The organism is Streptomyces sp. PL-25, from assembly GCF_058344915.1.
Window position 1 is genome coordinate 1,198,319 of record NZ_CP136997.1, and the last position, 22,755, is coordinate 1,221,073.

Sequence of the window (22,755 nt, forward strand, 5' to 3'; positions counted from 1 at the left end):
CGGCCGGCCGCCGCCGTCGATTGTACGGAGTGATTACGTTTCAGTACGCTCCGTGTCCCATGCGAGACGCCATGCCTGATCCGACGTCCGGCCGGCCGCCGCGGTGGTGCGGGGCGGCGGCCGGTCCGCCCGCCGAGCCCGACGCGTTCGTGGGCCGCCGCGCCGAACTCGGCGCGCTCGCGCGGGCGCTCGGCGCCGCCCGGCTGGTGACGGTGACCGGCACCGGCGGGGTCGGCAAGTCGCGGCTCGCGGCGCGGGCCGCGGCGCGCTGGGCCGCGGACGGCGCGCGGCGCGGCGGGGCCGATCCGGAGGTGCCGCGCGCCTGGGCGCGGGTGGACCTGACGCCGCTGCGGGACGCGGACTTCGTCGACCACGCCGTGGTGGAGGCGCTGGAGCTGACCGACCACACGGCGCGCACCCCGCGCGAGACGCTGCTCGCCCTCCCCCGGGTCCTGGGCTTCACCGGGGCGGACGGGGCGGTCGGGGCGGACGGGGCCCGCGCCGCCGCCGGGCCGCGGCTGCTGCTGGTGCTCGACGGGTTCGAGCACCTGGCCGACGCATGCGCCGACCTGGTGGCCGAGCTGCTGCGGCGGGTGCCGCAGGTGCGGGTCCTGGCCGTGGGGCGCCGGCCGCTCGGGGTGGCCGGTGAGCGGCTGTTCCCGCTGGATCCGCCCGCCGAGGACGAGGCGGTCCGGCTGCTCATCGCGCGGGCCGCCCAGCACGGCGTGAGCGTCGAGGCCGCCGACCCGGCGGTGCGGGAGGTGTGCCGGCGCCTGGACCGGCTCCCGCTCGCGGTGGAGCTGGCGGCGGGACGGCTGCGGACCCTGCCCCCGGCCCGGCTGCTGGAACGGCTCGACGACCGGTTCCGGCTGCTGACCGGCGGCCCCCGCGACACCCTGCCCCGGCACCGCACGCTGCGCACCGCGATCGGCTGGAGCCATGAGCTGTGCACACCCGAGCAGCGCCTGCTGTGGGCGCGCCTCTCGGTGTTCACCGGGCCCTTCGACCCGGAGGCCGCCGAGTATGTGTGCGGCGGCCACGGGCTGCCCGCCGACGACGTCCTGGACGTGCTGGGCGAGCTGGTCGCGCAGTCCGTGGTGGCACGCGAGGAGACCGCGGCGGGACCGCGCCTGCGGATGCTGGACACGGTCCGCGCCTACGGCGCCGGCTGGCTGGCCGCCACCGGCGACGCCGAACGGCTGCGGCGCCGCCACCGCGACTGGTACGTCGGCCTGGCCACCTGGTGCGAACTGGAGTGGTTCTCGCCCCGGCAGACCGAGGTGGCCGCGCGCATCGAGACGGAGCTGCCCAATCTGCGCAGCGCCCTGGAGTACTGCATGACCGGCCCCGACGAGGCGCGTCTGGCCCAGTACCTGGCGGGCTGCCTGTGGTTCTGCTGGGCCGGGTGCGGGCGGCTGGCCGAGGGCCGGCACTGGCTGGCACGCGCCGTGGCGCTGGACGGCGGCCATGAGCCGTCCCGGCTGAAGGCGCTGTGGGTGCTCGCGCACGTGGCGATCCTCCAGGGCGACACCGGGCCCGCGCTGGCCGCGCTCCAGGAGTGCCGCCGCGTCGCGGAGTCCGCGGCGAGCGCGACGGCGCTGGCCTACGCGGAGCACCGCACGGGCTGTCTGGCGCTGGTCACGGACGACATGGAACGCGCGGAGAGGCTGCTGCGCTCGGCACTGGAGCGCTACCGCGAGATCGGCGAGCTGAACAGCACGGTGCTGATGGGCCGGGTCGAGCTGGCGATGGCCCGCGCCTTCCGGGGCGATCTCGCGGACGCGGTGCGGCTGTGCGAGGACGTCCGCCGGGTCTGCGACGACCACGGGGAGCGCTGGTCGCGCGCCTACGCGCTGTACGTGCTGGCGTACGCCGCCTGGCACGAGGGGAAGCTGGGGTACGCCCGGGATCTGCTGGTCGACTGCCTCACCGACACCCACGGCTTCCACGACCTGCTCGGTTCGGTGCTGGCGGTGGAGCTGCTGGCACTGGTGACGGTCAGCGAGGGCGACGCGGCGGAGGCCGCGGTGCTCCAGGGGGCCGCGGGCGGCATGTGGGCGTCGGTGGGGCTGCGGCTGTTCGGCTCGGTCCACTACAACGCGCCGCACGAGCTGTGCGAGGCACGGGCCCGGGAGCGGCTGGGCGACGCACACTACGAGGCACGGGTGCGCGAGGGGGCCGCACTGGGCCGGGAGGCGGCCGTGGCGCGGGCCCTGGGGCGGGCGGGGAGCCGGCCTCTGCGTGCGCTGCCGGGGCCGCGCGGGCAGGCCGGGGGCGGGAGCCCGCACACGCGGCAGCCCGCCGCCTCGCCCACCCGGAAGGGCGGGGAGACGGCGGGCTGAGGTACCGCGCGGCCTGCCGGGATCAGCGGGCGTAGTACTCGACGACGAGCTGCTCGTCGCAGATCACCGGGATCTCCTTGCGGTTCGGCTCGCGGTCCAGGCGGAACGCCAGGGCCTTGAGGTTCACCTGGAGGTAACGCGGGGTCTCGCCCTCGGGGGCGAAGCCGCCCTCACGGGCGATGGTGAAGAGCGTCTTCTCCTTGGAGCGGTCGCGGACCTGCACGACGTCGTCGGGGCGGACGCGGAAGGACGGCTTGTCGACCTTCTGGCCGTTCACCTGGATGTGGCCGTGGACGACCATCTGGCGGGCCTGGTAGATCGTGCGGGCGATGCCCGAACGCAGGACCAGCGCGTCGAGGCGGCGCTCCAGCTCGACGATCAGGGCCTCACCGGTCTTGCCCTGGACCTTGGAGGCACGCTCGTAGGCGCGGACGAGCTGGCGCTCGGACACGTCGTACTGCGCGCGCAGACGCTGCTTCTCCAGCAGACGGACCTTGTAGTCCGAGTTCTGCTTGCGACCGCGGCCGTGCTCACCCGGCGGGTAGGGACGGGCCTCGAAGTACTTGACGGCCTTCGGGGTCAGCGCGATGCCGAGGGCACGCGACTTCTTGACCTTGGGGCGGGACTGGTTCGCCACTGTCTCTCATTTCGTAGTTCTCGGCTTGTCAGGGTTACGGAGGTCGCATCCGCAGCCTGGGAGAACCCGTCGGTCCCTGAGGGACTGCCGGGCAGCCGCTTCCCTGGTCTGGGCACATACGTGCAGCACGCGAGTGGCCCACCGACCGTCCCGGGATCCCGGGTGGTGGTGGGCTGCCCGCGACACCGTTCGACGGTGCGCGACGCTCCTGGAGCCGGTCCTCGACGGTCCGGGCTCCGGCCGGCTGTCCCGCTCTGACGGCACGGGACTCGGCACTTCGAGGCAGTCTACAGGGTGCTCATGGCCGCTTCCGACCGAGGTGCTTGCGGGTCCACTCCACCGCGTCCGCGTACCGCGCCTCCGCGCCGTGCCTGCTCGGGGTGTAGTACTCGCGGTCCTTGAGGGCGTCCGGCGCGTACTGCTGGGCGGCGATGCCCTCGGGCAGGTCGTGCGGGTAGACGTACCCCTGGGCGTGGCCGAGCTTGGCGGCGCCCTTGTAGTGCCCGTCCCGCAGATGCGGCGGCACCGATCCGGCCAGGCCCCCGCGCACGTCCGCGAGGGCGGCGCCGATCGCCGTGGTCGCGGCGTTGGACTTGGGGGCCAGGGCGAGGGCGATGGTGGTGTGGCTGAGGGTGAGGGCCGCCTCGGGGAAGCCGATCATGGCGACGGCCTGGGCGGCGGCGACCGCCAGGGGCAGCGCGTTCGGATCGGCCAGGCCGATGTCCTCGCTGGCGGAGATCATCAGCCGCCGGGCGATGAACCGGGGGTCCTCGCCCGCCTCGATCATCCGGGCCAGGTAGTGCAGGGCCGCGTCGACGTCCGAGCCCCGGATGGACTTGATCAGGGCGCTGGCGACGTCGTAGTGCTGGTCGCCGTCGCGGTCGTACTTCACCGCGGCCCGGTCGACGGTCTCCTCCAGCGTCGTCAGGGAGATCTCGTCCTCGCCCTTGTCCAGAGCCGCGCCCGCCGCGGCCTCCAGGGCGGTCAGCGCGCGGCGCGCGTCACCGCCGGCGATGCGCAGCAGATGGTCCTCGGTGTCCTCGGGGAGGGCGACGGCGGACCTCAGGCCGCGCTCGTCGGCGAGGGCGCGGCGCAGCAGACCGCGCACGTCGTCGTCGGTGAGCGGTTCCAGCGTGAGGAGCAGGGAGCGGGACAGCAGCGGGGAGATCACCGAGAAGTACGGGTTCTCCGTGGTGGCGGCGATCAGGGTCACCCAGCGGTTCTCGACCGCCGGGAGCAGGGAGTCCTGCTGGGCCTTGCTGAAGCGGTGGATCTCGTCGAGGAAGAGGACGGTCTCCTGGCCGTACCCGCCGGAGGCGCGGCGGGCGCCGTCGATGACCGCGCGGACCTCCTTGACGCCCGCGGTGATCGCGGACAGCTCCACGAAGCGCTTGTTGGTCGCCTTGGAGACCACGTACGCCAGAGTGGTCTTGCCGGTGCCGGGCGGGCCCCAGAGGATCACCGAGGACGGTCCCGCGGGACCGCCCGCTCCCTCGCCGACGAGCCGGCGCAGCGGCGAGCCTGGCTTGAGCAGGTGCTGCTGGCCCACCACCTCGTCGAGGGTGCGCGGGCGCATCCGGACCGCGAGGGGGCTGGCGGCCGGGTCCTTCTCCTGGCGGTCTTCCGCGGCGGCGGTGAACAGGTCGGGCTCCACACGGAAACCCTATGGCACCCCACTGACAACGCCGCCGGGGCCGTGGACCGCGGGGGCGGTTCAGGCCCAGAGGCTGCTGCCCCAGCGGGTCAGGATCAGCATGGCGATGATCCCGCAGTGGGTCACCGGCAGCACCCAGGTGAACTCGCTCAGGAACGTCTTCAGCGGGCGCGGGGCGGGCAGGAAGCCGTTGCGCGCGTTGAACGACGTGACGTACCAGAACGCGGTGATCGTGGCGACCCAGGCCAGCGAGCACCACAGGCACAGCGCGTTGATCCGGTACAGCGACTCGAACTGGAGCCAGGTGACGAAGCACACGCCGAAGAGCGTGCCGGCGTTGAAGGTCAGCCAGTACCAGCGGGGGAAGCGGGCGCGGGCGAGCAGGCTCATGCCGACGCAGATGACGATGCCGTAGGCGACCAGGCCGAGCATCGGGTTGGGGAACCCGAAGACGGCGGCCTGCTTGCTCTCCATGACGCTGCCGCAGGAGATGATCGGGTTGATGCTGCAGCTCGGCGTGAACGTCTTGCCGGACAGCTTGCCCTCGAGGATCTTCTGCTTGTCGATCGTGATGACCCAGGCGGCGAGCAGCCCGGCGGCACCGGTGATCACCAGCAGCAGCGCGAAGGCACGGCTGCCGCCCGCCGTGCGCGGCCCGGGTGCAGCGGACTGCGGGCCGGGATCCGTCGAGACGTCCCTGACTGTCGTCTTGCTCATCACGCCGATTCCGTCACTTGAGAGTTGGACCTTCTTCGGGCAGGGCCATTGTGCCGCACCCACCCGGGTGCCCACCGTTCGCTGGAGATAAGGAGAACGAGGAAGACCGCCGAAGAACGCTGTAGAACGACGAAGATCGCGAAATCTTCCCCGGAAGCCACCGTTCCGGGTGACGCTCTGGGCATGACATCGAACGAACTCGCGGTGGCCGTACGGGGGCTGCGCAAGCGCTACGGGGACGTCACCGCGGTCGACGGGATCGATCTCGGCATCGAGAAGGGCGAGGTGTTCGGCCTGCTCGGACCCAACGGGGCGGGCAAGAGCACCACCGTGGAGATCCTCCAGGGCCACCGCTCACGGGACGCGGGAGAGGTCACCGTCCTCGGGTCGGACCCGGCGACCGGCACGCGCGCGTGGCGCTCCCGCGTCGGGATCGTCTGGCAGGACGAATCCGCGCCCGCCGAGTTGACGGTCCGCGAGACCGTGCGTCACTTCGCCCGCTACTACCCCCGGCCCCGCGACCCCGGCGAGGTGATCTCGCTGGTCGGTCTGGAGGCGAAGGCGGACAGCCGGATCAAGTCCCTCTCGGGCGGGCAGCGGCGCCGGCTGGACGTCGCGCTCGGTGTGATCGGCGGCCCCGAACTGCTGCTCCTGGACGAGCCGACGACCGGGTTCGACCCGGCGGCCCGGCGGCAGTTCTGGGACCTGATCCGGCAGCTCGCCGCCGAGGGGACGACGATCCTGCTGACCACGCACTACCTGGAGGAGGCCGAGGCGCTCGCCGACCGGCTGGCGGTGGTGGCCGGCGGCCGGATCGTCGCCGAGGGCACCTCGGCCGCCCTGCGCGCACGCTTCGGCACCGGCGCCACCGTGGAGTGGACCGAGCACGACGGCGCGGCGCGCACCGAGCAGACGGACACCCCCACCAGGACCGTCGCCGCGCTCATGCACCGCTTCGACGGCGAGATACCCGGACTCCGGGTGAGCCGCCCCACCCTGGAGGACGTCTACCTCCGGCTGACCGGACAGGAGAACACCCGATGACCACCACCGCGGCCCCCGGCGGAGGGACCCTGGCGCGCGACGCGGATCCGCGGCCGCCGGGGGCGTGGGGCCTGGGACTGGCCCGGGGCGCCCTGGAGATCAAGCAGTTCTTCCGGCAGCGCGAGCAGGTGGTGTTCACCTTCGCCTTCCCGGTGGTCTTCCTGTTCCTGTTCGCCTCGATCTTCCACGACGCCGTCCAGGGCACCGGCATCACCGCCTCGCAGCTGTACGTCCCCGCGATGATGGCGTCGGGCATCATGTCGACGAGTTTCCAGTCGCTGGGCGTGTCGATCGCCGTGGAGCGGGACGAGAAGGCGCTGCGCCGGCTGCGCGGCACGCCCATGCCCCCGGCCGCCTACTTCCTGGGCAAGATCTGGCTGGTGCTGGTCACCGGGGTCCTGGAGACGGCGGTCCTGCTGCTCGTCGGGACGACGGTCTACGGTGTCGACCTGCCCACGGACGCGGTCCGCTGGTTCCACTTCGCCTGGATCTTCGTGCTCGGTCTGACCGGGTGCGCGCTGCTGGGCATCGCGATCAGCTCGGTGCCCCGGTCGGCGAAGAGCGCCACCTCCGTGGTCGTCCTGCCGTTCCTGGTGCTCCAGTTCGTCTCCGGGGTCTACATCTCGGTCAGCACCATCCCGGACTGGATGCTGGACGTCGGCGCCCTCTTCCCGCTCAAGTGGCTCTGCCAGGGCCTGCGCGGGGTGTTCCTGCCCGACTCGGCCCGGGTGCTGGAGCAGGCGGGCTCCTGGGAGTTCGGGCGGATCGCGCTGGTGCTGGCGGCCTGGTGCGCCGGCGGACTGGTGCTGTGCCTGCTGACGTTCCGCTGGAAGGACCGGCGTACGGGCTGACGGGGACGGCGGCGCGGCCCGTGAAGCGCGCCGCCCGGACGGCCAGGTCGTGCCGCCGTGAACGGCGGCGGGCGCCGGGTGCCCGTCAAGGCTCCCGGCGCCCGCCGCGCGCTCTTCCGGCCGCTCAGCCGAGCCGCGACTCCAGCTCCGCCACGACCTCGTTGACGCCGATCGCCGTCTGCTCGCCGGACTCCATGTCCTTGAGCTGGACGACACCCTCGGCGAGGTCGCGCTCACCGGCGACCAGGGTGAAACGGGCGCCGCTGCGGTTGGCGTTCTTCATCGCTCCCTTGAGGCCCTTGTGCCCGTAGGAGAAGTCCGCCGCGACGCCCACCTTGCGCAGCTCGGTGACCTTGGCGAACAGCACCCGGCGCGCCTCCTCGCCGAGCGGGACGGCGAAGACGCTGGTGGCGGGGGGCAGGCGGAGTTCGACGCCCTCCGCCTGGAGGGCCAGGACGGTGCGGTCCACGCCGAGCGCCCAGCCGACGGAGGGCAGCGCGGGGCCGCCGATCATCTCGGACAGGCCGTCGTAGCGGCCACCGCCGCCGACCGCGGACTGCGAGCCGAGGCCGTCGTGGACGAACTCGAAGGTGGTGCGGGTGTAATAGTCCAGGCCGCGGACCAGCTTGGGGTCGTCCTCGAAGGAGACGCCCTGAGCCTCCAGCAAGGCCCGGACCTCCTCGTGGTACGTCTTGCAGGCGTCGCACAGGTAGTCGCGCAGCAGCGGGGCGTCGGTGAGCTGCTTCTGCACGTCGGGACGCTTGTCGTCGAGCACGCGCAGCGGGTTGATCTCCGCCCGGCGCAGCGTGTCCTCGTCCAGGTCGAGGCCGCGCAGGAAGTCCTGGAGGGCGGCCCGGTAGACCGGGCGGCACTCCTTGTCGCCGAGGCTGTTGAGCAGGATGCGGAAGTCGCTCAGGCCCAGCGAGCGGTACGCCTGGTCGGCGAGGATGATCAGCTCGGCGTCCAGGGCCGGGTCCTCGGCGCCGATGGCCTCCGCGCCGACCTGCGAGAAGTGGCGGTAACGGCCCTTCTGCGGGCGCTCGTAGCGGTAGTACGAGCCGGAGTACCAGAGCTTGACGGGGAGGTTGCCCGCCTTGTGCAGGTTGGCCTCCAGGGCGGCGCGCAGCACGGAGGCGGTGCCCTCGGGACGCAGGGCGAGCTGGTCACCGCCCTTGGTCTCGAAGGCGTACATCTCCTTGGTCACGATGTCGGTGGACTCGCCGACACCGCGGGCGAACAGCTCGACGTTCTCGAAGCCGGGCGTCTCGACGTATCCGTAGCCGGAGTTGCGCAGCGGGGCGGCGATGGCCTCGCGGACCGCCAGGTAGGTCGCGGAGTCCGGGGGGATCAGGTCGTACGTGCCCTTGGGGGCCTTGAAGGTGCTCACGAAGTCTCTCGTCACATTCCTCGTCGGGGAGCCTCGCCGGCGCCGTGCTCGCGGCGGCCGGCGGCCACCTGCCGCAGATACGGGTTGGCGGCGCGCTCCTGGCCGATGGTCGTCTGGGGGCCGTGGCCGGACAGCACCACGGTCGAGTCGTCGAGCGGCAGGCACACGCGGGCCAGCGAGTCGAGGATCTCGGCCATGTCGCCGCCGGGCAGGTCGGTGCGTCCGATGGAGCCGGCGAAGAGCAGATCCCCGGAGAAGAAGACCGACGGGATGTCCGCGGTCTCGGGCATCCGGAAGGTCACCGACCCCTTGGTATGGCCGGGGGCGTGCGCGACGGAGAACTCCAGGCCGGCCAGCTCCAGCCGCGCGCCGTCGGTCAGCTCCTCGACGTCGTCGGGCTCGCCCACGGTCAGCTCGCCCATCAGCGGCGCCCCGACGGAACGGCCGAGGGCCTTCTCGGGGTCGCTCATCATGTACCGGTCGGCCGGGTGGATCCAGGCCGGTACGCCGTGCGCGCCGCACACGGGGACGACCGAGGCCACATGATCGATGTGGCCGTGGGTGAGGACGACGGCGACGGGCTTGAGCCGATGCTTCTTCAGCGCTTCCTCGACTCCCTGGGCGGCCTGGTGGCCGGGGTCGATGATCACGCACTCCTCACCGGCGGCGGGGGCGACGAGGTAGCAGTTCGTCCCCCAGGCCCCGGCGGGGAACCCGGCAATGAGCACGATCGTCCTTCGTTTGTGTCGATACGGGCGGGCATCGGGTGACCGCGCCCGCGGTCAGAGACTACCGGCGCTGCCGGATCCTCAGCGAACCCATATACGGTACGGGGCACACACGGGCGACCGGCTCACCGGCCGCGCGGGTGCCGGTCGACATTCCAGACGCATGAGGAGAGAACCCGGTGGTCAGCCAGGAGCAGCGGCGGCGTCAGCTCGCCCGGGAGAAGTTCTTGCGGCAGCAGCAGCGGCGCACCGCCGCGCGGCGCAAGGCACGCACGCGCAACTCCGTGATCGCGTCGGTGCTCGGCGTGGTCGTCATCGGTGGTGTCGCGTTGTACTCGACCGGGGCGCTCAAGAGCGACAAGGACGACAAGGCGAACGCGAGCGCGGACGTCTCCGCGAGCCCGTCGGCCAGCCCCAAGGCGCCGGACCCGTGCGCGAAGCCGGCCGCGGGCTCGGTGGCGAAGCTGAGCTGGAAGAAGGAGCCGGCGATGTCGATCGACACGTCGGCGAAGTACACGATGAAGCTCGCCACCACGTGCGGTGACATCGACATGTCGCTGAAGGCGTCCGCCGCTCCGCACACCGTCAACTCGTTCGACTTCCTGGCCGGGAAGGGCTTCTTCGACCACACGAAGTGCCACCGGCTCACCACGAACGGGATCTACGTGCTCCAGTGCGGCGACCCGACCGGTACGGGCACGGGCGGCCCCGGTTACACGATCCCGGACGAGAACCTCAAGGACGCCAGCCTCAAGGGCAACGTCTATCCGGCCGGCACGGTCGCGATGGCGAACACCGGGCAGAAGCACACCGGGGGCAGCCAGTTCTTCCTCGTGTACCAGAACAGCCAGCTGCCGCCCAACTACGCACCGTTCGGTACGATTTCCGAGTCGGGCCTCACGGTGCTGAAGAAGATCGCCGCCGCGGGTGAGAACTCGGGCGCCGGCGACGGCGCCCCGAACGCGACGGTCGTGATCAACAAGGCCACGGTCACGAAGTCCTGACCGTCAACCGCGCGATTTCGGTCGCGCTGGATGCGGACAGGAAACCCGCTGGTCGCCTATGTTGGCCGTGACGAAACTGTGGACGATGCCCGGGGGAGCCTCCAGAGCCCCCCGCAGGCATCATGTGGAGGAGGCGCTGTGAGCAGCGACCCGTGGGGCCGCGTCGACGAGACGGGGACCGTGTACGTGCGGACGGCCGAGGGCGAGCAGGTCGTCGGTTCCTGGCAGGCCGGCTCCCCCGATGAGGCACTGGCCTACTTCGAGCGCAAGTACGAGGGCCTGGTGGTCGAGATCGGCCTGCTCGAGAAGCGCGTACGCACCACCGATCTGTCGGCGAAGGACGCCCAGGCCGCCGTCGACCACCTCCGGGAGCAGGTCGACGCGCATCACGCGGTCGGTGATCTGGCCGCCCTGCGCAGCCGCCTGGACAAGCTGGTCGAGACCGTCGAGTCGCGGCGCGAGGAGCGCAAGGCGCAGCGCGCCCGGCAGGCGGACGAGGCCCGGCACGCCAAGGAGGCGCTGGTCACCGAGGCGGAGGAGCTGGCCGGGTCGGACCAGTGGCGGGCGGCCGGTGAGCGGCTGCGCGCGCTGGTGGACACCTGGAAGGGGCTGCCGCGCCTGGACCGCAAGTCCGACGACGAGCTGTGGCACCGCTTCTCGCACGCGCGCTCGGCGTTCTCCAAGCGGCGCAAGGCGCACTTCGCGCAGCTGGACGCGCAGCGCGAGGAGGCGCGCCGGATCAAGGAGCGGCTGGTCGCCGAGGCCGAGGCGCTGTCGGGCTCGACGGACTGGGGCGCCACGGCGGCCCGGTACCGCGAGCTGATGGCGGAGTGGAAGGCCGCGGGGCGTGCGCAGCGCGAGCACGAGGACGACCTGTGGAACCGCTTCCGTGGCGCCCAGGACGTGTTCTTCGCCGCGCGCGGTTCGGTCTTCGCCGAACGGGACGCCGAGCAGTCGGAGAACCTGAAGCTGAAGGAGGAGCTGGCCGAGGAGGCGGAGAAGCTGCTGCCGATCGGTGATCTCAAGGCCGCGCGTGCCGCCTTCCGTTCGATCAACGAGCGCTGGGAGGCCGTCGGCCATGTGCCGCGGGACGCCCGTCCGCGGGTCGAGGGCCGGATGCACACGGTCGAGCGGGCCCTCCAGGAGGCCGAGGAGAGCGAGTGGCGCCGGACGAACCCGGAGGCACGCGCGCGTGCCGAGGGTCTGACCGGTCAGCTCCAGGCCGCCGTGGACAAGCTGCGGGGCCAGATCGAGCAGGCGCGGGCGCAGGGCAACAACGCGCGGGCCGACAAGCTGGAGAAGGAGCTGTCGGGCCGCCAGGCGCTGCTGGACCAGGCTCTGAAGGGCCTCCAGGAGTTCGGCGGCTGAGCGCGGCGCGCAGGACAGACGGCGAGAGGGCCCCGTACACGCCGTACGGGGCCCTCTCGCCGTCTGCCGTCGCCTTCCCGGTGCTCCGGGCGCCCGGGAGGCTGCCGGGGCGGCTGAGGTGCCTGGGCGGCTCCCGGGCCGGCTGGGACCGGTGCGTGCTGACTAGGTCCGGTTGCGGGCCGATGTGACCCGGTAGACGTCGTAGACGCCCTCCACGCCGCGCACCGCGCGCAGGACGTGCCCCAGGTGCTTGGGGTCGCCCATCTCGAAGGTGAAGCGGGAGGTGGCGACGCGGTCGCGGGAGGTCTGCACGGCCGCGGACAGGATGTTGACGTGCTGGTCGGACAGGACGCGGGTGACGTCCGAGAGCAGCCGGGAGCGGTCCAGGGCCTCGACCTGGATGGCGACCAGGAAGACCGAGGACTGGGTGGGCGCCCATTCGACGTCCAGGATCCGCTCGGGTTCGCGGGAGAGCGAGTCCACGTTGACGCAGTCGCTGCGGTGGACCGAGACCCCGCTGCCGCGGGTGACGAAGCCGATGATCGGGTCGCCGGGCACCGGTGTGCAGCAGCGGGCCAGTTTGACCCACACGTCGTCGACGCCCTTGACGACGACACCCGGGTCGGCGCTGGAGCGGCGCTTGCGTCCGCGCCCGCGGGCGGGCGGGATGCTCTCGTCGATCTCCTCGGTGGCGGCCTCCTCGCCGCCGAGGGCCTGGACGAGCTTCTGCACGATGTTCTGGGCCGATACATGGCCCTCGCCGATCGCCGCGTACAGCGCGGAGATGTCCGAGTAGCGCATCTCGTGCGCCAGCGTGACCAGCGAGTCGCCGGTCAGGATGCGCTGGATGGGCAGGTTCTGCTTGCGCATGGCGCGGACGATGGCGTCCTTGCCCTGCTCGATCGCCTCGTCGCGGCGCTCCTTGGAGAACCAGGCGCGGATCTTGTTGCGGGCGCGCGGCGACTTGACGAAGCCCAGCCAGTCGCGGGAGGGCCCGGCGCCGGCCGCCTTGGAGGTGAAGACCTCCACCAGGTCGCCGTTGTCCAGGGTGGACTCCAGCGGGACGAGGCGGCCGTTGACCCGTGCTCCTATGGTGCGGTGGCCGACCTCGGTGTGGACGGCGTAGGCGAAGTCCACCGGGGTGGCGCCGGCCGGGAGCGCTATGACGTCGCCCTTGGGCGTGAAGACGAAGACCTCGTTGCGGGAGAGGTCGAAGCGCAGTGATTCGAGGAACTCGCCCGGGTCCTCGGTCTCCTTCTGCCAGTCGAGGAGCTGGCGCAGCCACGCCATGTCGTTGATGGCTGTGTCCCTGCCGGCCTTGCCGTCCTTGCCGGTGGACCGGGGCGCGTCGGTGCGGACCTTGGAGGCACCGGCGACGGCCTCCTGCTTGTACTTCCAGTGCGCGGCGATGCCGTACTCGGCGCGGCGGTGCATGTCGAAGGTGCGGATCTGCAGTTCGACGGGCTTGCCGTTGGGGCCGATGACCGTGGTGTGCAGCGACTGGTACATGTTGAACTTGGGCATCGCGATGTAGTCCTTGAACCGGCCGGGGACCGGGTTCCATCGCGCGTGCACGGTGCCGAGGGCGGCGTAGCAGTCGCGGACCGTGTCGACCAGGACGCGGATGCCGACCAGGTCGTAGATCTCCGCGAAGTCGCGGCCGCGGACGATCATCTTCTGGTAGACGCTGTAGTAGTGCTTGGGGCGGCCGGTGACGGTGGCCTTGATGCGGGCGGCGCGCAGGTCGGACTGGACCTCGTCGGTGACGATCGCCAGGTACTCGTCGCGCTTGGGGGCGCGTTCGGCGACCAGGCGGACGATCTCGTCGTACATCTTGGGGTAGAGGATCGCGAAGGCGAGGTCCTCCAGCTCCCACTTGATGGTGTTCATGCCCAGGCGGTGGGCGAGCGGCGCGTAGATCTCCAGGGTCTCGCGCGCCTTCTTCTCCTGCTTCTCGCGCTTGAGGTAGCGCATGGTGCGCATGTTGTGCAGGCGGTCGGCGAGCTTGATGACCAGGACGCGCGGGTCCTTGGCCATGGCGACGACCATCTTGCGCACGGTCTCGGCCTGCGCGGCCTCGCCGAACTTGACCTTGTCGAGCTTGGTGACGCCGTCGACGAGCAGGGCGACCACGTCACCGAAGTCGCGGCGCAGGTCGTCCAGGCCGTACTCGGTGTCCTCGACGGTGTCGTGCAGCAGGCCGGCCATGAGGGTGGCCGGGTCCATGCCGAGCTCGGCGAGGATGGTGGTGACGGCGAGCGGGTGCGTGATGTACGGGTCGCCGCTCTTGCGCTTCTGGCCGCGGTGCCAGCGCTCGGCGACCTGGTAGGCGCGCTCGATCTGGCGCAGGGTGGCCGTCTCGATCTTGGGGTCGTTGCTGCGCACTATCCGCAGCAGCGGCTCCAGGACCGGGTTGTACGGGTTGGCGCGCTGGACGCCGAGGCGGGCCAGGCGGGCGCGGACGCGGTTGGAGGAGCCGGAGCGGGCGGGCTGGCCGCCGGCGGCGCGCACGGGAGGGGCCGGTTTGGGGCGCACGGACTCGGCGGCCTTCTCGACGGGTGCGGACGAGACGCGCTCGACCGGGCCGCGGGTGTCGTTCTTCGCGTCCTTCGCGTTCGGCGCGGGCTTCGCCGCGGCTGCCGAGGCGGACTCGGGCTTGGCGGCGGTCAGTGGCTGGGCCTCGTCTGGCAAGAGGACTCCTCGTGCGCGATCCGGGTGCCCCGGTCAGGCTCCGGAGGTCCCATGGTAGCGATCCCGGGCTCCCGGATCGCCTTCAGCCCGGTGCGCGGGCCGTTCACCGGGGAAAACGCACGGGACGGGCGCCGGATTCCTCCGGGCCCGTCCCGTCGCTGCCGTAATGGCGTCACGCGGGTGTGCGTGCGCCGTGCTCAGACCTGGAGCAGTGCCTCCAGCGGGGCGCCGTCCAGGGCGGTGCCCAGGCGGGCGCGGCCCTGGAGGAAGCCCAGCTCCATCAGGACCGCGACACCGGCGACATCGGCGCCCGCGCGGCGGATGAGCTGGAGCGACGCCTCGGCGGTGCCGCCGGTGGCGAGGACGTCGTCGACGACCAGGACGCGGTCGGCGGCGGTCAGGTCCTCGGCGTGCACCTCGATCTCGGCCGAGCCGTACTCCAGCTCGTAGGCCTGGCGGAGGGTGGCTCCGGGGAGCTTGCCCGCCTTGCGCACCGGGATGAAGCCGAGGCCCGCCCGCAGGGCGACCGGGGCGCCCAGGATGAAGCCGCGCGCCTCCAGGCCGACGACCTTGGTCGCGCCCTGGCGGGTGGCGATCTCCGCCAGTGCCTCGGTGAGCGCGGAGAAGGCCGCCGGGTCGGCGAGCAGCGGGGTGATGTCCTTGAACACCACCCCCGGCTCCGGGTAGTCCGTGACATCGCGGATCCGGCTGAGCAGCAGTTCCCGGATGTCGGTCATCGGCGCTTCCCGGAGGGTCGGCCCCGGCCCCGGCTGCGGGCGGCGGGCTGGTTGCGCGGGCCGACCACGGCGGGGGCCGCGTCCTCGGCCTCGTCGTCGTAGGACCCGTCGTCCGCGGTGCCCTCGGCCGTCACCGGGGTGCCCTCGGCGGCGGCCTGGGCGCGCTTGGCCAGGACGCGCTTCCTGAGGGCCTTCATCTGCGGCTCGTGCTCCTTGAGGTCGGCGACGAGCGGCGTGGCGATGAAGATCGAGGAGTACGCGCCGGCGGCCAGACCGACGAACAGCGACAGCGAGATGTCGTTGAGCATGCCCGCGCCGAGCGCGCCGCCGCCGATGAACAGCAGGCCCGCCACCGGCAGCAGCGCCACCACGGTGGTGTTGATGGAGCGCATCAGGGTGCCGTTGATGGAGCGGTTGGCGAGGTCGCTGTAGGTCCAGCGGGTCTGCTTGGTGATGTCCTTCGTCTGCTCCTTGAGGCTGTCGAAGACGACGACCGTGTCGTAGAGCGAGTAGCCGAGGATGGTGAGCAGACCGATCACCGTGCCGGGGGTGACCTCGAAGCCGACGAGGGCGTAGATACCGGTGGTGATCGTGATGTCGTGGATCAGGGCGACCAGGGCGGCGACGGCCATGCGCCACTCGAAGGCGATCGCCAGGTAGATCACGACCAGGACCATGAAGATCGCCAGGCCCTGCCATGCCTTGTTGGCGATCTGCTCGCCCCAGCTGGGACCGACCAGGTCGGCGTTGATCTGCTCGCCGCTGACCTTCAGGTCCTTGGCCAGCGCGTCCTTGATCTCGTCGGACTTGCCGGTCTCGATGCCGGCGATCTGGATGCGCAGGCTGCCGTCACCGAGCTTCTGCACGATCGCGTCGTGCCCGGAGGCGTCCTCCGCGAACGTCTCGGCCTGGCTGACCGAGGCGGTCATGTGCTTGGGGGTGGTGAAGACCGCTCCGCCCTGGAACTCGATGCCCATGTTCAGGCCGCGCACCGCCAGGCCGAGGATGGCCGTGATGGTGATCAGGATGGAGATGCCGTACCAGAGCTTGCGGTTCTTGACGAAGTCGTAGCCGACCTCGCCGCGGTGGAGTCGGGCGCCGAGGCTGCCGGGCTTGGACATCTCACGCCTCCTTCGGGTCGACGGGGCCGGCGGGACGGGAGGGGCGGCGGGTGCGTCGCAGCGGCGCCTTGGCGCCCAGGGCCTTGGGGTCGAGACCGGACCACCGGTGGCCGTCGGCGAAGAACTTCCGGCGCGCCAGGATCGTCATCAGCGGCTTGGTGAACAGGAACACGACGACGACGTCCAGCACGGTCGTGAGACCGAGGGTGAACGCGAAGCCCTGCACCTTGCCGACGGTGACGATGAAGAGCACCGCGGCGGCGAGGAAGGACACGAAGTCGGAGACGAGGATGGTGCGGCGGGCGCGCGGCCAGGCGCGCTCCACGGCGGGCCGCAGCGTACGGCCCTCGCGGATCTCGTCCCGGATGCGTTCGAAGAACACGATGAACGAGTCCGCCGTGATGCCGATGGCGACGATGGCACCGCAGACGGCCGGCAGGTTCAGCGCGAAGCCGATGCCCGGTCCGAGCAGCGCCATGATCACGTAGGTGAGGATCGCCGAGACCAGCAGCGAGGGGATGGCGATGACCGACAGGCCGCGGTAGAAGATCAGCAGGTAGACGACGACCAGGGCGAGGCCGATGGCGCCCGCGACGAGGCCGGCGTGCAGCTGGTCGCCGCCGAGCGCGGCGGTGACGGTGGTGACGCTGTCCTCCTTGAAGGTCAGCGGCAGCGCGCCGTAGGACAGCATGTTCGACAGGCCCTGCGCCTCGGACTGCGTGAAGCGGCCGGTGATCTCGGCGTTGCCGCCGGTCAGCGCCTCGCGGACGTACGGGTCGGAGACGACGTTGCCGTCCAGGACGATCGCGAACTGGTTCTGCGGCGTCTGGTTCTGCGCCAGCTTGCCGGTGATGTCCGCGAACTTCTTGGCGCCCTTGGAGGTGAACTCCATGGTGACGGTCCAGCCGGAGCCGTTCTGCGTGTTGAAGACGGCCTGGGCCTTCTTGACGTCGGTGCCGTCCACGCCGGCCGGGCCGAGGAGGTACTTCGCCCACTGGCCCTGCGAGTCCTGGCCGCAGGCGACGGTCGACACGGTGGGCTTGACGCCCTTGCCGGCCGTGGCGCGGACGGACTCCTTGGAGCAGTCCAGGGCGGCGTACTCGGCCTGGAGCTTGCTGTCGTCACCGGAGGTGGCGCCGCCGGCCGTCGGGGAGGCGGGGGCCTTGGGGCTCTGCGAGGAGTCCGGCTTGGCGGAGCCGGTGCTGCCCGTCGAGGGGGAGGCGTCGGCCTTCAGGCCGTCGGTGACGGCGCGGCCCTGGTGCGTCGCGGTCGACGAGGGGCTGGAGGAGCCGGAGGTCGCCTTGTCCTTGTCGCCGGTCTTGTCGGTGGCCTTGTCGCCCGGCTTGTCCGTGGCCTTGTCGCCGGGCTTGCCGGAGGCGCTGGAGGACGGCGCCGGGCTGGCCGGGGGCTGGCCGGCGGAGACCTCGGTGGCCAGCACCGGGCGGAAGTACAGCTTGGCGGTGGTGCCGACCTGCTCCCGGGCCTCCTTGGAGTTCGTACCCTTGGGGATGTTGACGATGATGTTGTCACGGCCCTGGGTCTGAACCTCGGCCTCCGAGACACCCAGACCATTGACACGGCGGTTCATGATGTCGACCGCGGTATCCATGTTGGCCTTGTTGATCGCGGATTCCTGACCGCGTTCGGGAACCGCCCTCAGGGTGATGCTGGTGCCGCCGGCCAGGTCGATGCCGAGGCGCGGGGTGGTGTGCCCGGAGGCGAACATGCCACCGGTGAGCGCCACGATGGCGATCAGGATGAGGGCCAGCGAGCGCCATGGCTTGCTCTGGGCGCTCGCGCTCCGGCCCTTCTTAGGTGCTGCCACCTTCTCGTACTCCCTCTCGGGCCGCTCCGCGCCGGGTGGGCTTGGTGTGCGGCCATGACATGGTGTCGGGATCCCGCGCGAAGTGAACACGTCCCAGGGCGCGCGGGCGGTGCCGCGCGCCCTGGGTGGTGACTACTTCGCCCCGGAGTCGCCGTCGGTCTTCTTCGGCTCTTCGTCCGCCTTCGCCTCGGCGGCGGCGTCGGCGGATTCCTCCCCCTTCGGCTCGGCCGCGTCCTTCTTGCCGAGGTCGATGGGCTTGTCGTCGGAGGCGGCGGAAGCGTCGGCGGCGGGCTCGTCGGTCTCGGTGAGGGAGGAGGCGTCGTCGGGAACGATGTCGGTGTCGGACTTCAGGTCGTGCTCGACGCCGTGGACGATGCGGTTGTACTCGTCGTCGGACAGGACGGTCGCGATGGCGTTCTTGGCGAAGAGAAGCTCCACGCCCGGCCCGGCGTCGAGGAGGACCGTGTCGTCGTTGACCTCCTTGACCGTCGCGTACATGCCCCCGATGGTGCGGATTCCGCTACCGGGCTGCATCTGGTTCCGCATGGTGGCGGCCTGCTGCTGCTTGCGCTTGGCCGACCGGGTCATCAGGAACATGGCCCCGATGAGCACGATGAACGGGAGGAGGGTCACGAGACTCACGGGTCGGAACTTCCTTCACACGACCGCGGTGGAAAGCGGCCTGATGGTTGGGGGTGTGCTTGCCGTCGACAAGGGCGGCATCGGCGGAGTCTAAGGGAGTCCGCGTGCAAGGAACAACGCTCAGCATGGCACCTGGGTTCCTCCCCGGGCCAATGGATCGCCGTCACGCCCCGAACAGGTCCTGTTGTCCGTTTCCCGCCCCGGGCGAGCCGGGCGGGGTGAGGCCGAGGTGCGCCCAGGCGGCCGGAGTGGCGACCCGGCCGCGCGGGGTGCGGGCGAGCAGGCCCTCGCGGACGAGGAACGGTTCGGCGACCTCTTCCACGGTCTCACGCTCCTCCCCCACCGCCACCGCCAGCGTCGACAGGCCCACCGGGCCGCCGCCGAACAGCTTGAGCAGTGCCGTCAGCACGGCCCGGTCCAGGCGGTCGAGGCCGCGGGCGTCGACCTCGTAGACGGCGAGGGCCGCGGCGGCGATGTCACGCGTGATCATCCCGTCCGCCTTGACCTGCGCGTAGTCCCGCACCCGGCGCAGCAGGCGGTTGGCGATGCGGGGGGTGCCGCGGGAGCGGCCGGCGATCTCGGCGGCGCCGTCGGCCTCGATCTCCACGTCGAGCAGTTGCGCCGAACGGTGCACGACGCGCTCCAGCTCGGCGGGCTCGTAGAACTCCATGTGGGCGGTGAAGCCGAAGCGGTCGCGCAGCGGGGGCGGCAGCAGTCCGGCCCGGGTGGTGGCGCCTACCAGGGTGAAGGGGGGCAGTTCGAGCGGGATGGCGGTGGCGCCGGGGCCCTTGCCGACGATCACGTCGACGCGGAAGTCCTCCATCGCCATGTACAGCATCTCCTCGGCGGGCCGGGACATGCGGTGGATCTCGTCGAGGAAGAGCACCTCGCCCTCCTGGAGCGAGGACAGGATGGCGGCGAGGTCGCCCGCGTGCTGGATGGCGGGGCCGGAGGTGATGCGGATGGGGGCGCCCATCTCGGCCGCGATGATCATGGAGAGGGTGGTCTTGCCGAGGCCGGGGGCGCCGGAGAGCAGCACGTGGTCGGCGGTGGCACCGCGCGCGCGGGCGGCGCGCAGCACCAGGTCGAGCTGTTCGCGGACCTTCTCCTGGCCGATGAACTCGCCGAGGTCCTTGGGCCGCAGGGCGGCCTCGACGGCCTGGTCCTCGCGGTCGGCGACAGAGCCCACCAGTCGCTCGGCGGCGGTGGTGTCGGGCGTGTCGTCCCAGTTCACTGCGGATGTCTCCTAGCGGGGCGCGGGGCGCCGGTGGCGTCAGCGGGCTCGGGTGCGTCAGCGGGCTCGGTTGAGGGTCTGGAGGGCCGCCTTCAGCAGCTGCCCCACCTGAGGTGTGCCGTCGGCGGCCTCGGCCTGCGGGGCGACGGCGGTGACGGCCTCGTCGGCCTCGCGGGTGGCGTAGCCGAGTCCGATCAGGGCGGCGTGCAGCTGGTCGCGCCAGCCCTGGGTCACGGGGGCGCCGACCGCGGGGGCGCCGACCGGCGCGCCGAGGCGGTCCTTCAGCTCCAGGAGGAGCTTCTGGGCGCCCTTCTTGCCGATGCCGGGGACGGCGGTGAGGGCCTTCTCGTCGCCGGTGGCGACCGCGCGGCGCAGCGCGTCGGGGCTGTGCACGGCGAGCATGGCCTGGGCCAGGCGCGGGCCGACGCCGCTGGCGGTCTGGAGGAGCACGAAGACCTGGCGCTCGTCGTCGTCGGCGAAGCCGTACAGGGTCAGGGAGTCCTCCCTGACGACGAGGGAGGTGTGCAGCTTGGCGGGGCGGCCGATCCGCAGGGCGGACAGGGTGCCCGGGGTGCAGTGGACGGCCATGCCGACGCCGCCGACCTCGATCACCGCGGTGTCGGGGGCGAGTGCGGCGACGGTGCCGCTGACGAAGGCGATCATGCCGTACGGCCTTTCGTGTGCGGGGCCGTCCTGGTGGCGGCGGCGGTGTGCAGGGCCACGGCCTGCTGGAGCCGGTTCTGCGCGGGGGCGCGCCAGATGTGGCAGATGGCGAGGGCGAGGGCGTCGGCGGCGTCGGCGGGCCTGGGCGGCGCGGCGAGCCGTAGAAGACGGGTGACCATGGCGCCCACCTGGGCCTTGTCCGCGCGTCCGCTGCCGGTGACGGCGGCCTTGACCTCGCTGGGGGTGTGCAGGGCGACGGGGATGCCGCGGCGGGAGGCGCACAGGATGGCGACGGCGCTGGCCTGGGCGGTGCCCATCACCGTGCGCACATTGTGCTGGCTGAAGACGCGCTCCACTGCCACGAACTCGGGGCGGTGCTCGTCGAGCCACTGCTCGATGCCCTGTTCGACGGCGACCAGGCGGTGTCCGAGGTCGGCGTCCGCGGGGGTCCGCACCACGCCCACACCGATCATGGTCAGCGGCCGGCCCGCGACCCCCTCCACGACACCGACCCCGCAGCGGGTCAGCCCCGGGTCCACCCCCAGTACGCGCACGCGATCTTTCCCTTCGATCTCCTGTCCGCGCAGGCTATCGGGTGCCACTGACAACGGCGGCGGGCCCAGGGACGTGTCCCTCGGCCCGCCGGTGGCGCCGTACGTGCGTCAGGCGTCGACCTTCTCCATGACCTCGTCGCTGACGTCGAAGTTGGCGAAGACGTTCTGCACGTCGTCGCTGTCCTCCAGCGCGTCGATCAGCTTGAAGATCTTCCGGGCACCGTCCTCGTCCAGCTCGACCTGCATGGTCGGGACGAAGTTGGCGTCGGCCGAGTCGTAGTCGATGCCGGCCTCCTGAAGGGCGGTGCGGACCGCGACCAGGTCGGTGGCCTCGCTGAGGACCTCGAAGGTGTCACCGAGGTCGTTGACCTCCTCGGCGCCCGCGTCCAGGACGGCGCCCAGGACGTCGTCCTCGGACAGCTCGCCCTTGGGGACGATCACGACCCCCTTGCGGTTGAACAGGTACGACACCGAGCCGGGGTCGGCCATGGAGCCGCCGTTGCGGGTCATGGCGACGCGGACGTCGGAGGCGGCGCGGTTGCGGTTGTCGGTGAGGCACTCGATGAGCACCGCGACGCCGTTCGGCCCGTAGCCCTCGTACATGATCGTCTCGTAGTCGGCGCCGCCGGCCTCGAGACCGCCGCCGCGCTTGATGGCGGAGTCGATGTTCTTGTTCGGGACCGACTGCTTCTTGGCCTTCTGCACGGCGTCGTAGAGCGTCGGGTTGCCGTCCAGGTCGACGCCGCCCATCCGCGCCGCGACCTCGATGTTCTTGATCAGCTTCGCGAAGAGCTTGCCGCGCTTGGCATCGATGACGGCCTTCTTGTGCTTCGTCGTGGCCCATTTAGAGTGGCCGGACATCTGCCTGTCTCCTTCGCGTAAACCCATCCTGTACGAACGCCCCCGGGCCTGAAGCAGCCGGGAGGTACCCCTGGAGATCCTACAAGGACTCCGCCGCCCGTATCGCGCGCACCAGGTCGACGAACAGGGCGTGCACACGGTGGTCGCCGGTCAGCTCCGGGTGGAACGACGTGGCCAGCGCGTTGCCCTGGCGCACCGCCACGATGTGGCCGCCGTGCTCGGCGAGCACCTCGGCCCCGGCACCCACGGACTCGACCCAGGGCGCGCGGATGAAGACGCCCTCCACGGGATCGCCCTCGACGCCCCGGACGTCCACGGCCGCCTCGAAGGACTCGTTCTGCCGCCCGAAGGCGTTGCGGCGCACGATCATGTCGATGCCGCCGACGGTCTCCTGGCCCGAGCGCGGGTCGAGGATCTTGTCGGCCAGCAGGATCATCCCGGCGCAGGTGCCGTAGACGGGCATGCCGTCACGCACGCGCGCGCGGAGGGGGTCCATCACGCCGAAGAGGACGGCGAGCTTGGAGATGGTGGTGGACTCGCCGCCGGGCAGGACCAGGCCGTCCACCTCGGCGAGTTCCTCGGGGCGCCTGACCGGCCTGGCCACGGCGTCGGCCGCGGCCAGGGCGGTGAGGTGCTCCCGTACGTCGCCCTGGAGGGCCAGGACGCCGATGACAGGTGCTTCGCTGCTCATGGAG

General features: G+C 71.7%; 20 protein-coding genes. 5 read left to right on the forward strand and 15 right to left on the reverse strand.

What is annotated here, in order from left to right; translation table 11 throughout:
* The first annotated feature begins 71 nt into the window (after positions 1-71).
* Positions 72-2,342 (forward strand): ATP-binding protein, encoded by a 2,271-nt coding sequence (locus R4Z62_RS05245; protein WP_491519239.1) that lies wholly within the window; start codon positions 72-74, stop codon positions 2,340-2,342.
* Between the two features lie 22 nt (positions 2,343-2,364).
* Here R4Z62_RS05245 and rpsD read toward each other — a convergent pair whose 3' ends face one another.
* From rpsD to R4Z62_RS05260, 3 genes are all read right to left on the reverse strand, one after another.
* Positions 2,365-2,979, reverse strand: a complete 615-nt coding sequence (gene rpsD, locus R4Z62_RS05250) for a 30S ribosomal protein S4 (RefSeq protein ID WP_009187613.1) — start codon at positions 2,977-2,979, stop codon at positions 2,365-2,367.
* 298 nt (positions 2,980-3,277) lie between these two features.
* The gene (locus tag R4Z62_RS05255) at positions 3,278-4,633 is read right to left on the reverse strand and encodes a replication-associated recombination protein A (RefSeq protein ID WP_064531660.1); all 1,356 of its coding nucleotides are present in this window, start codon (positions 4,631-4,633) and stop codon (positions 3,278-3,280) included.
* Between the two features lie 60 nt (positions 4,634-4,693).
* Positions 4,694-5,350 carry a vitamin K epoxide reductase family protein gene (locus R4Z62_RS05260; RefSeq protein WP_064531661.1) on the reverse strand — a complete coding sequence of 219 codons (657 nt, stop codon included), beginning with the start codon at positions 5,348-5,350 and terminating at the stop codon, positions 4,694-4,696.
* 183 nt (positions 5,351-5,533) lie between these two features.
* Between R4Z62_RS05260 and R4Z62_RS05265 the strand changes: the two genes are divergently transcribed.
* Together R4Z62_RS05265 and R4Z62_RS05270 are read left to right on the forward strand one after the other, a co-directional pair.
* Positions 5,534-6,394: an ABC transporter ATP-binding protein gene (locus tag R4Z62_RS05265; RefSeq protein ID WP_382850959.1), complete on the forward strand. Its 861-nt coding sequence runs from the start codon at positions 5,534-5,536 to the stop codon at positions 6,392-6,394.
* The gene (locus tag R4Z62_RS05270) at positions 6,391-7,245 is read left to right on the forward strand and encodes an ABC transporter permease (RefSeq protein WP_355478681.1); all 855 of its coding nucleotides are present in this window, start codon (positions 6,391-6,393) and stop codon (positions 7,243-7,245) included. The genes R4Z62_RS05265 and R4Z62_RS05270 overlap by 4 nt, the downstream gene beginning before the upstream one ends.
* A gap of 124 nt (positions 7,246-7,369) precedes the next feature.
* Here R4Z62_RS05270 and hisS read toward each other — a convergent pair whose 3' ends face one another.
* Positions 7,370-8,632: a histidine--tRNA ligase gene (hisS, locus tag R4Z62_RS05275; RefSeq protein ID WP_491519240.1), complete on the reverse strand. Its 1,263-nt coding sequence runs from the start codon at positions 8,630-8,632 to the stop codon at positions 7,370-7,372.
* Between the two features lie 11 nt (positions 8,633-8,643).
* Entirely contained in the window at positions 8,644-9,360 is a 717-nt protein-coding gene (locus R4Z62_RS05280) for an MBL fold metallo-hydrolase (RefSeq protein WP_355478678.1), read from the reverse strand.
* Between the two features lie 179 nt (positions 9,361-9,539).
* Here R4Z62_RS05280 and R4Z62_RS05285 point away from each other — a divergent pair, with 179 nt between their 5' ends.
* Positions 9,540-10,364, forward strand: a complete 825-nt coding sequence (locus tag R4Z62_RS05285) for a peptidylprolyl isomerase (protein ID WP_355478676.1) — start codon at positions 9,540-9,542, stop codon at positions 10,362-10,364.
* A gap of 138 nt (positions 10,365-10,502) precedes the next feature.
* Positions 10,503-11,732, forward strand: coding sequence for a DUF349 domain-containing protein (locus tag R4Z62_RS05290; protein ID WP_064531667.1), 1,230 nt, complete (start codon positions 10,503-10,505; stop codon positions 11,730-11,732).
* Between the two features lie 162 nt (positions 11,733-11,894).
* On the opposite strand, the gene R4Z62_RS05295 is transcribed toward R4Z62_RS05290, so the two are convergent.
* From R4Z62_RS05295 to pdxT, 10 genes are all read right to left on the reverse strand, one after another.
* Positions 11,895-14,423 carry a RelA/SpoT family protein gene (locus R4Z62_RS05295; RefSeq protein WP_064531669.1) on the reverse strand — a complete coding sequence of 843 codons (2,529 nt, stop codon included), beginning with the start codon at positions 14,421-14,423 and terminating at the stop codon, positions 11,895-11,897.
* A 197-nt stretch (positions 14,424-14,620) separates the two neighbouring features.
* Positions 14,621-15,160, reverse strand: coding sequence for an adenine phosphoribosyltransferase (locus R4Z62_RS05300; RefSeq protein ID WP_355478673.1), 540 nt, complete (start codon positions 15,158-15,160; stop codon positions 14,621-14,623).
* Positions 15,157-16,281, reverse strand: coding sequence for a protein translocase subunit SecF (gene secF, locus R4Z62_RS05305; protein ID WP_355478671.1), 1,125 nt, complete (start codon positions 16,279-16,281; stop codon positions 15,157-15,159). Before secF ends, R4Z62_RS05300 begins: the two co-directional genes overlap by 4 nt.
* Position 16,282: 1 nt before the next feature.
* Entirely contained in the window at positions 16,283-18,106 is a 1,824-nt protein-coding gene (secD, locus tag R4Z62_RS05310; protein ID WP_355478669.1) for a protein translocase subunit SecD, read from the reverse strand.
* Positions 18,107-18,238: 132 nt separating this feature from the next.
* Positions 18,239-18,748 (reverse strand): preprotein translocase subunit YajC, encoded by a 510-nt coding sequence (yajC, locus tag R4Z62_RS05315; protein ID WP_355478667.1) that lies wholly within the window; start codon positions 18,746-18,748, stop codon positions 18,239-18,241.
* Between the two features lie 163 nt (positions 18,749-18,911).
* A complete protein-coding gene (ruvB, locus tag R4Z62_RS05320) occupies positions 18,912-19,982 on the reverse strand; it encodes a Holliday junction branch migration DNA helicase RuvB (protein WP_064531679.1) in 1,071 nt (356 codons plus the stop codon).
* A gap of 57 nt (positions 19,983-20,039) precedes the next feature.
* Positions 20,040-20,645 (reverse strand): Holliday junction branch migration protein RuvA, encoded by a 606-nt coding sequence (ruvA, locus tag R4Z62_RS05325; protein ID WP_355478665.1) that lies wholly within the window; start codon positions 20,643-20,645, stop codon positions 20,040-20,042.
* Positions 20,642-21,199: a crossover junction endodeoxyribonuclease RuvC gene (gene ruvC / locus R4Z62_RS05330; RefSeq protein ID WP_018570233.1), complete on the reverse strand. Its 558-nt coding sequence runs from the start codon at positions 21,197-21,199 to the stop codon at positions 20,642-20,644. Before ruvC ends, ruvA begins: the two co-directional genes overlap by 4 nt.
* 108 nt (positions 21,200-21,307) lie before the next feature.
* Positions 21,308-22,060, reverse strand: a complete 753-nt coding sequence (locus R4Z62_RS05335; RefSeq protein WP_064531685.1) for a YebC/PmpR family DNA-binding transcriptional regulator — start codon at positions 22,058-22,060, stop codon at positions 21,308-21,310.
* Positions 22,061-22,139: 79 nt separating this feature from the next.
* Positions 22,140-22,751 carry a pyridoxal 5'-phosphate synthase glutaminase subunit PdxT gene (gene pdxT, locus R4Z62_RS05340; RefSeq protein ID WP_491519241.1) on the reverse strand — a complete coding sequence of 204 codons (612 nt, stop codon included), beginning with the start codon at positions 22,749-22,751 and terminating at the stop codon, positions 22,140-22,142.
* Positions 22,752-22,755: the final 4 nt, after the last annotated feature.

Excerpts from the sequence above, each read along its gene's own strand:
- R4Z62_RS05245 (WP_491519239.1), top strand. The coding sequence starts at position 72 with ATGCCTGATCCGACGTCCGGCCGGCCGCCGCGGTGGTGCGGGGCGGCG.
- R4Z62_RS05260 (WP_064531661.1), bottom strand. The coding sequence starts at position 5,350 with ATGAGCAAGACGACAGTCAGGGACGTCTCGACGGATCCCGGCCCGCAG.
- R4Z62_RS05265 (WP_382850959.1), top strand. The coding sequence starts at position 5,534 with ATGACATCGAACGAACTCGCGGTGGCCGTACGGGGGCTGCGCAAGCGC.
- R4Z62_RS05270 (WP_355478681.1), top strand. The coding sequence starts at position 6,391 with ATGACCACCACCGCGGCCCCCGGCGGAGGGACCCTGGCGCGCGACGCG.
- R4Z62_RS05300 (WP_355478673.1), bottom strand. The coding sequence starts at position 15,160 with ATGACCGACATCCGGGAACTGCTGCTCAGCCGGATCCGCGATGTCACG.
- secF (WP_355478671.1), bottom strand. The coding sequence starts at position 16,281 with ATGTCCAAGCCCGGCAGCCTCGGCGCCCGACTCCACCGCGGCGAGGTC.
- ruvA (WP_355478665.1), bottom strand. The coding sequence starts at position 20,645 with ATGATCGCCTTCGTCAGCGGCACCGTCGCCGCACTCGCCCCCGACACC.
- R4Z62_RS05335 (WP_064531685.1), bottom strand. The coding sequence starts at position 22,060 with ATGTCCGGCCACTCTAAATGGGCCACGACGAAGCACAAGAAGGCCGTC.
- pdxT (WP_491519241.1), bottom strand. The coding sequence starts at position 22,751 with ATGAGCAGCGAAGCACCTGTCATCGGCGTCCTGGCCCTCCAGGGCGAC.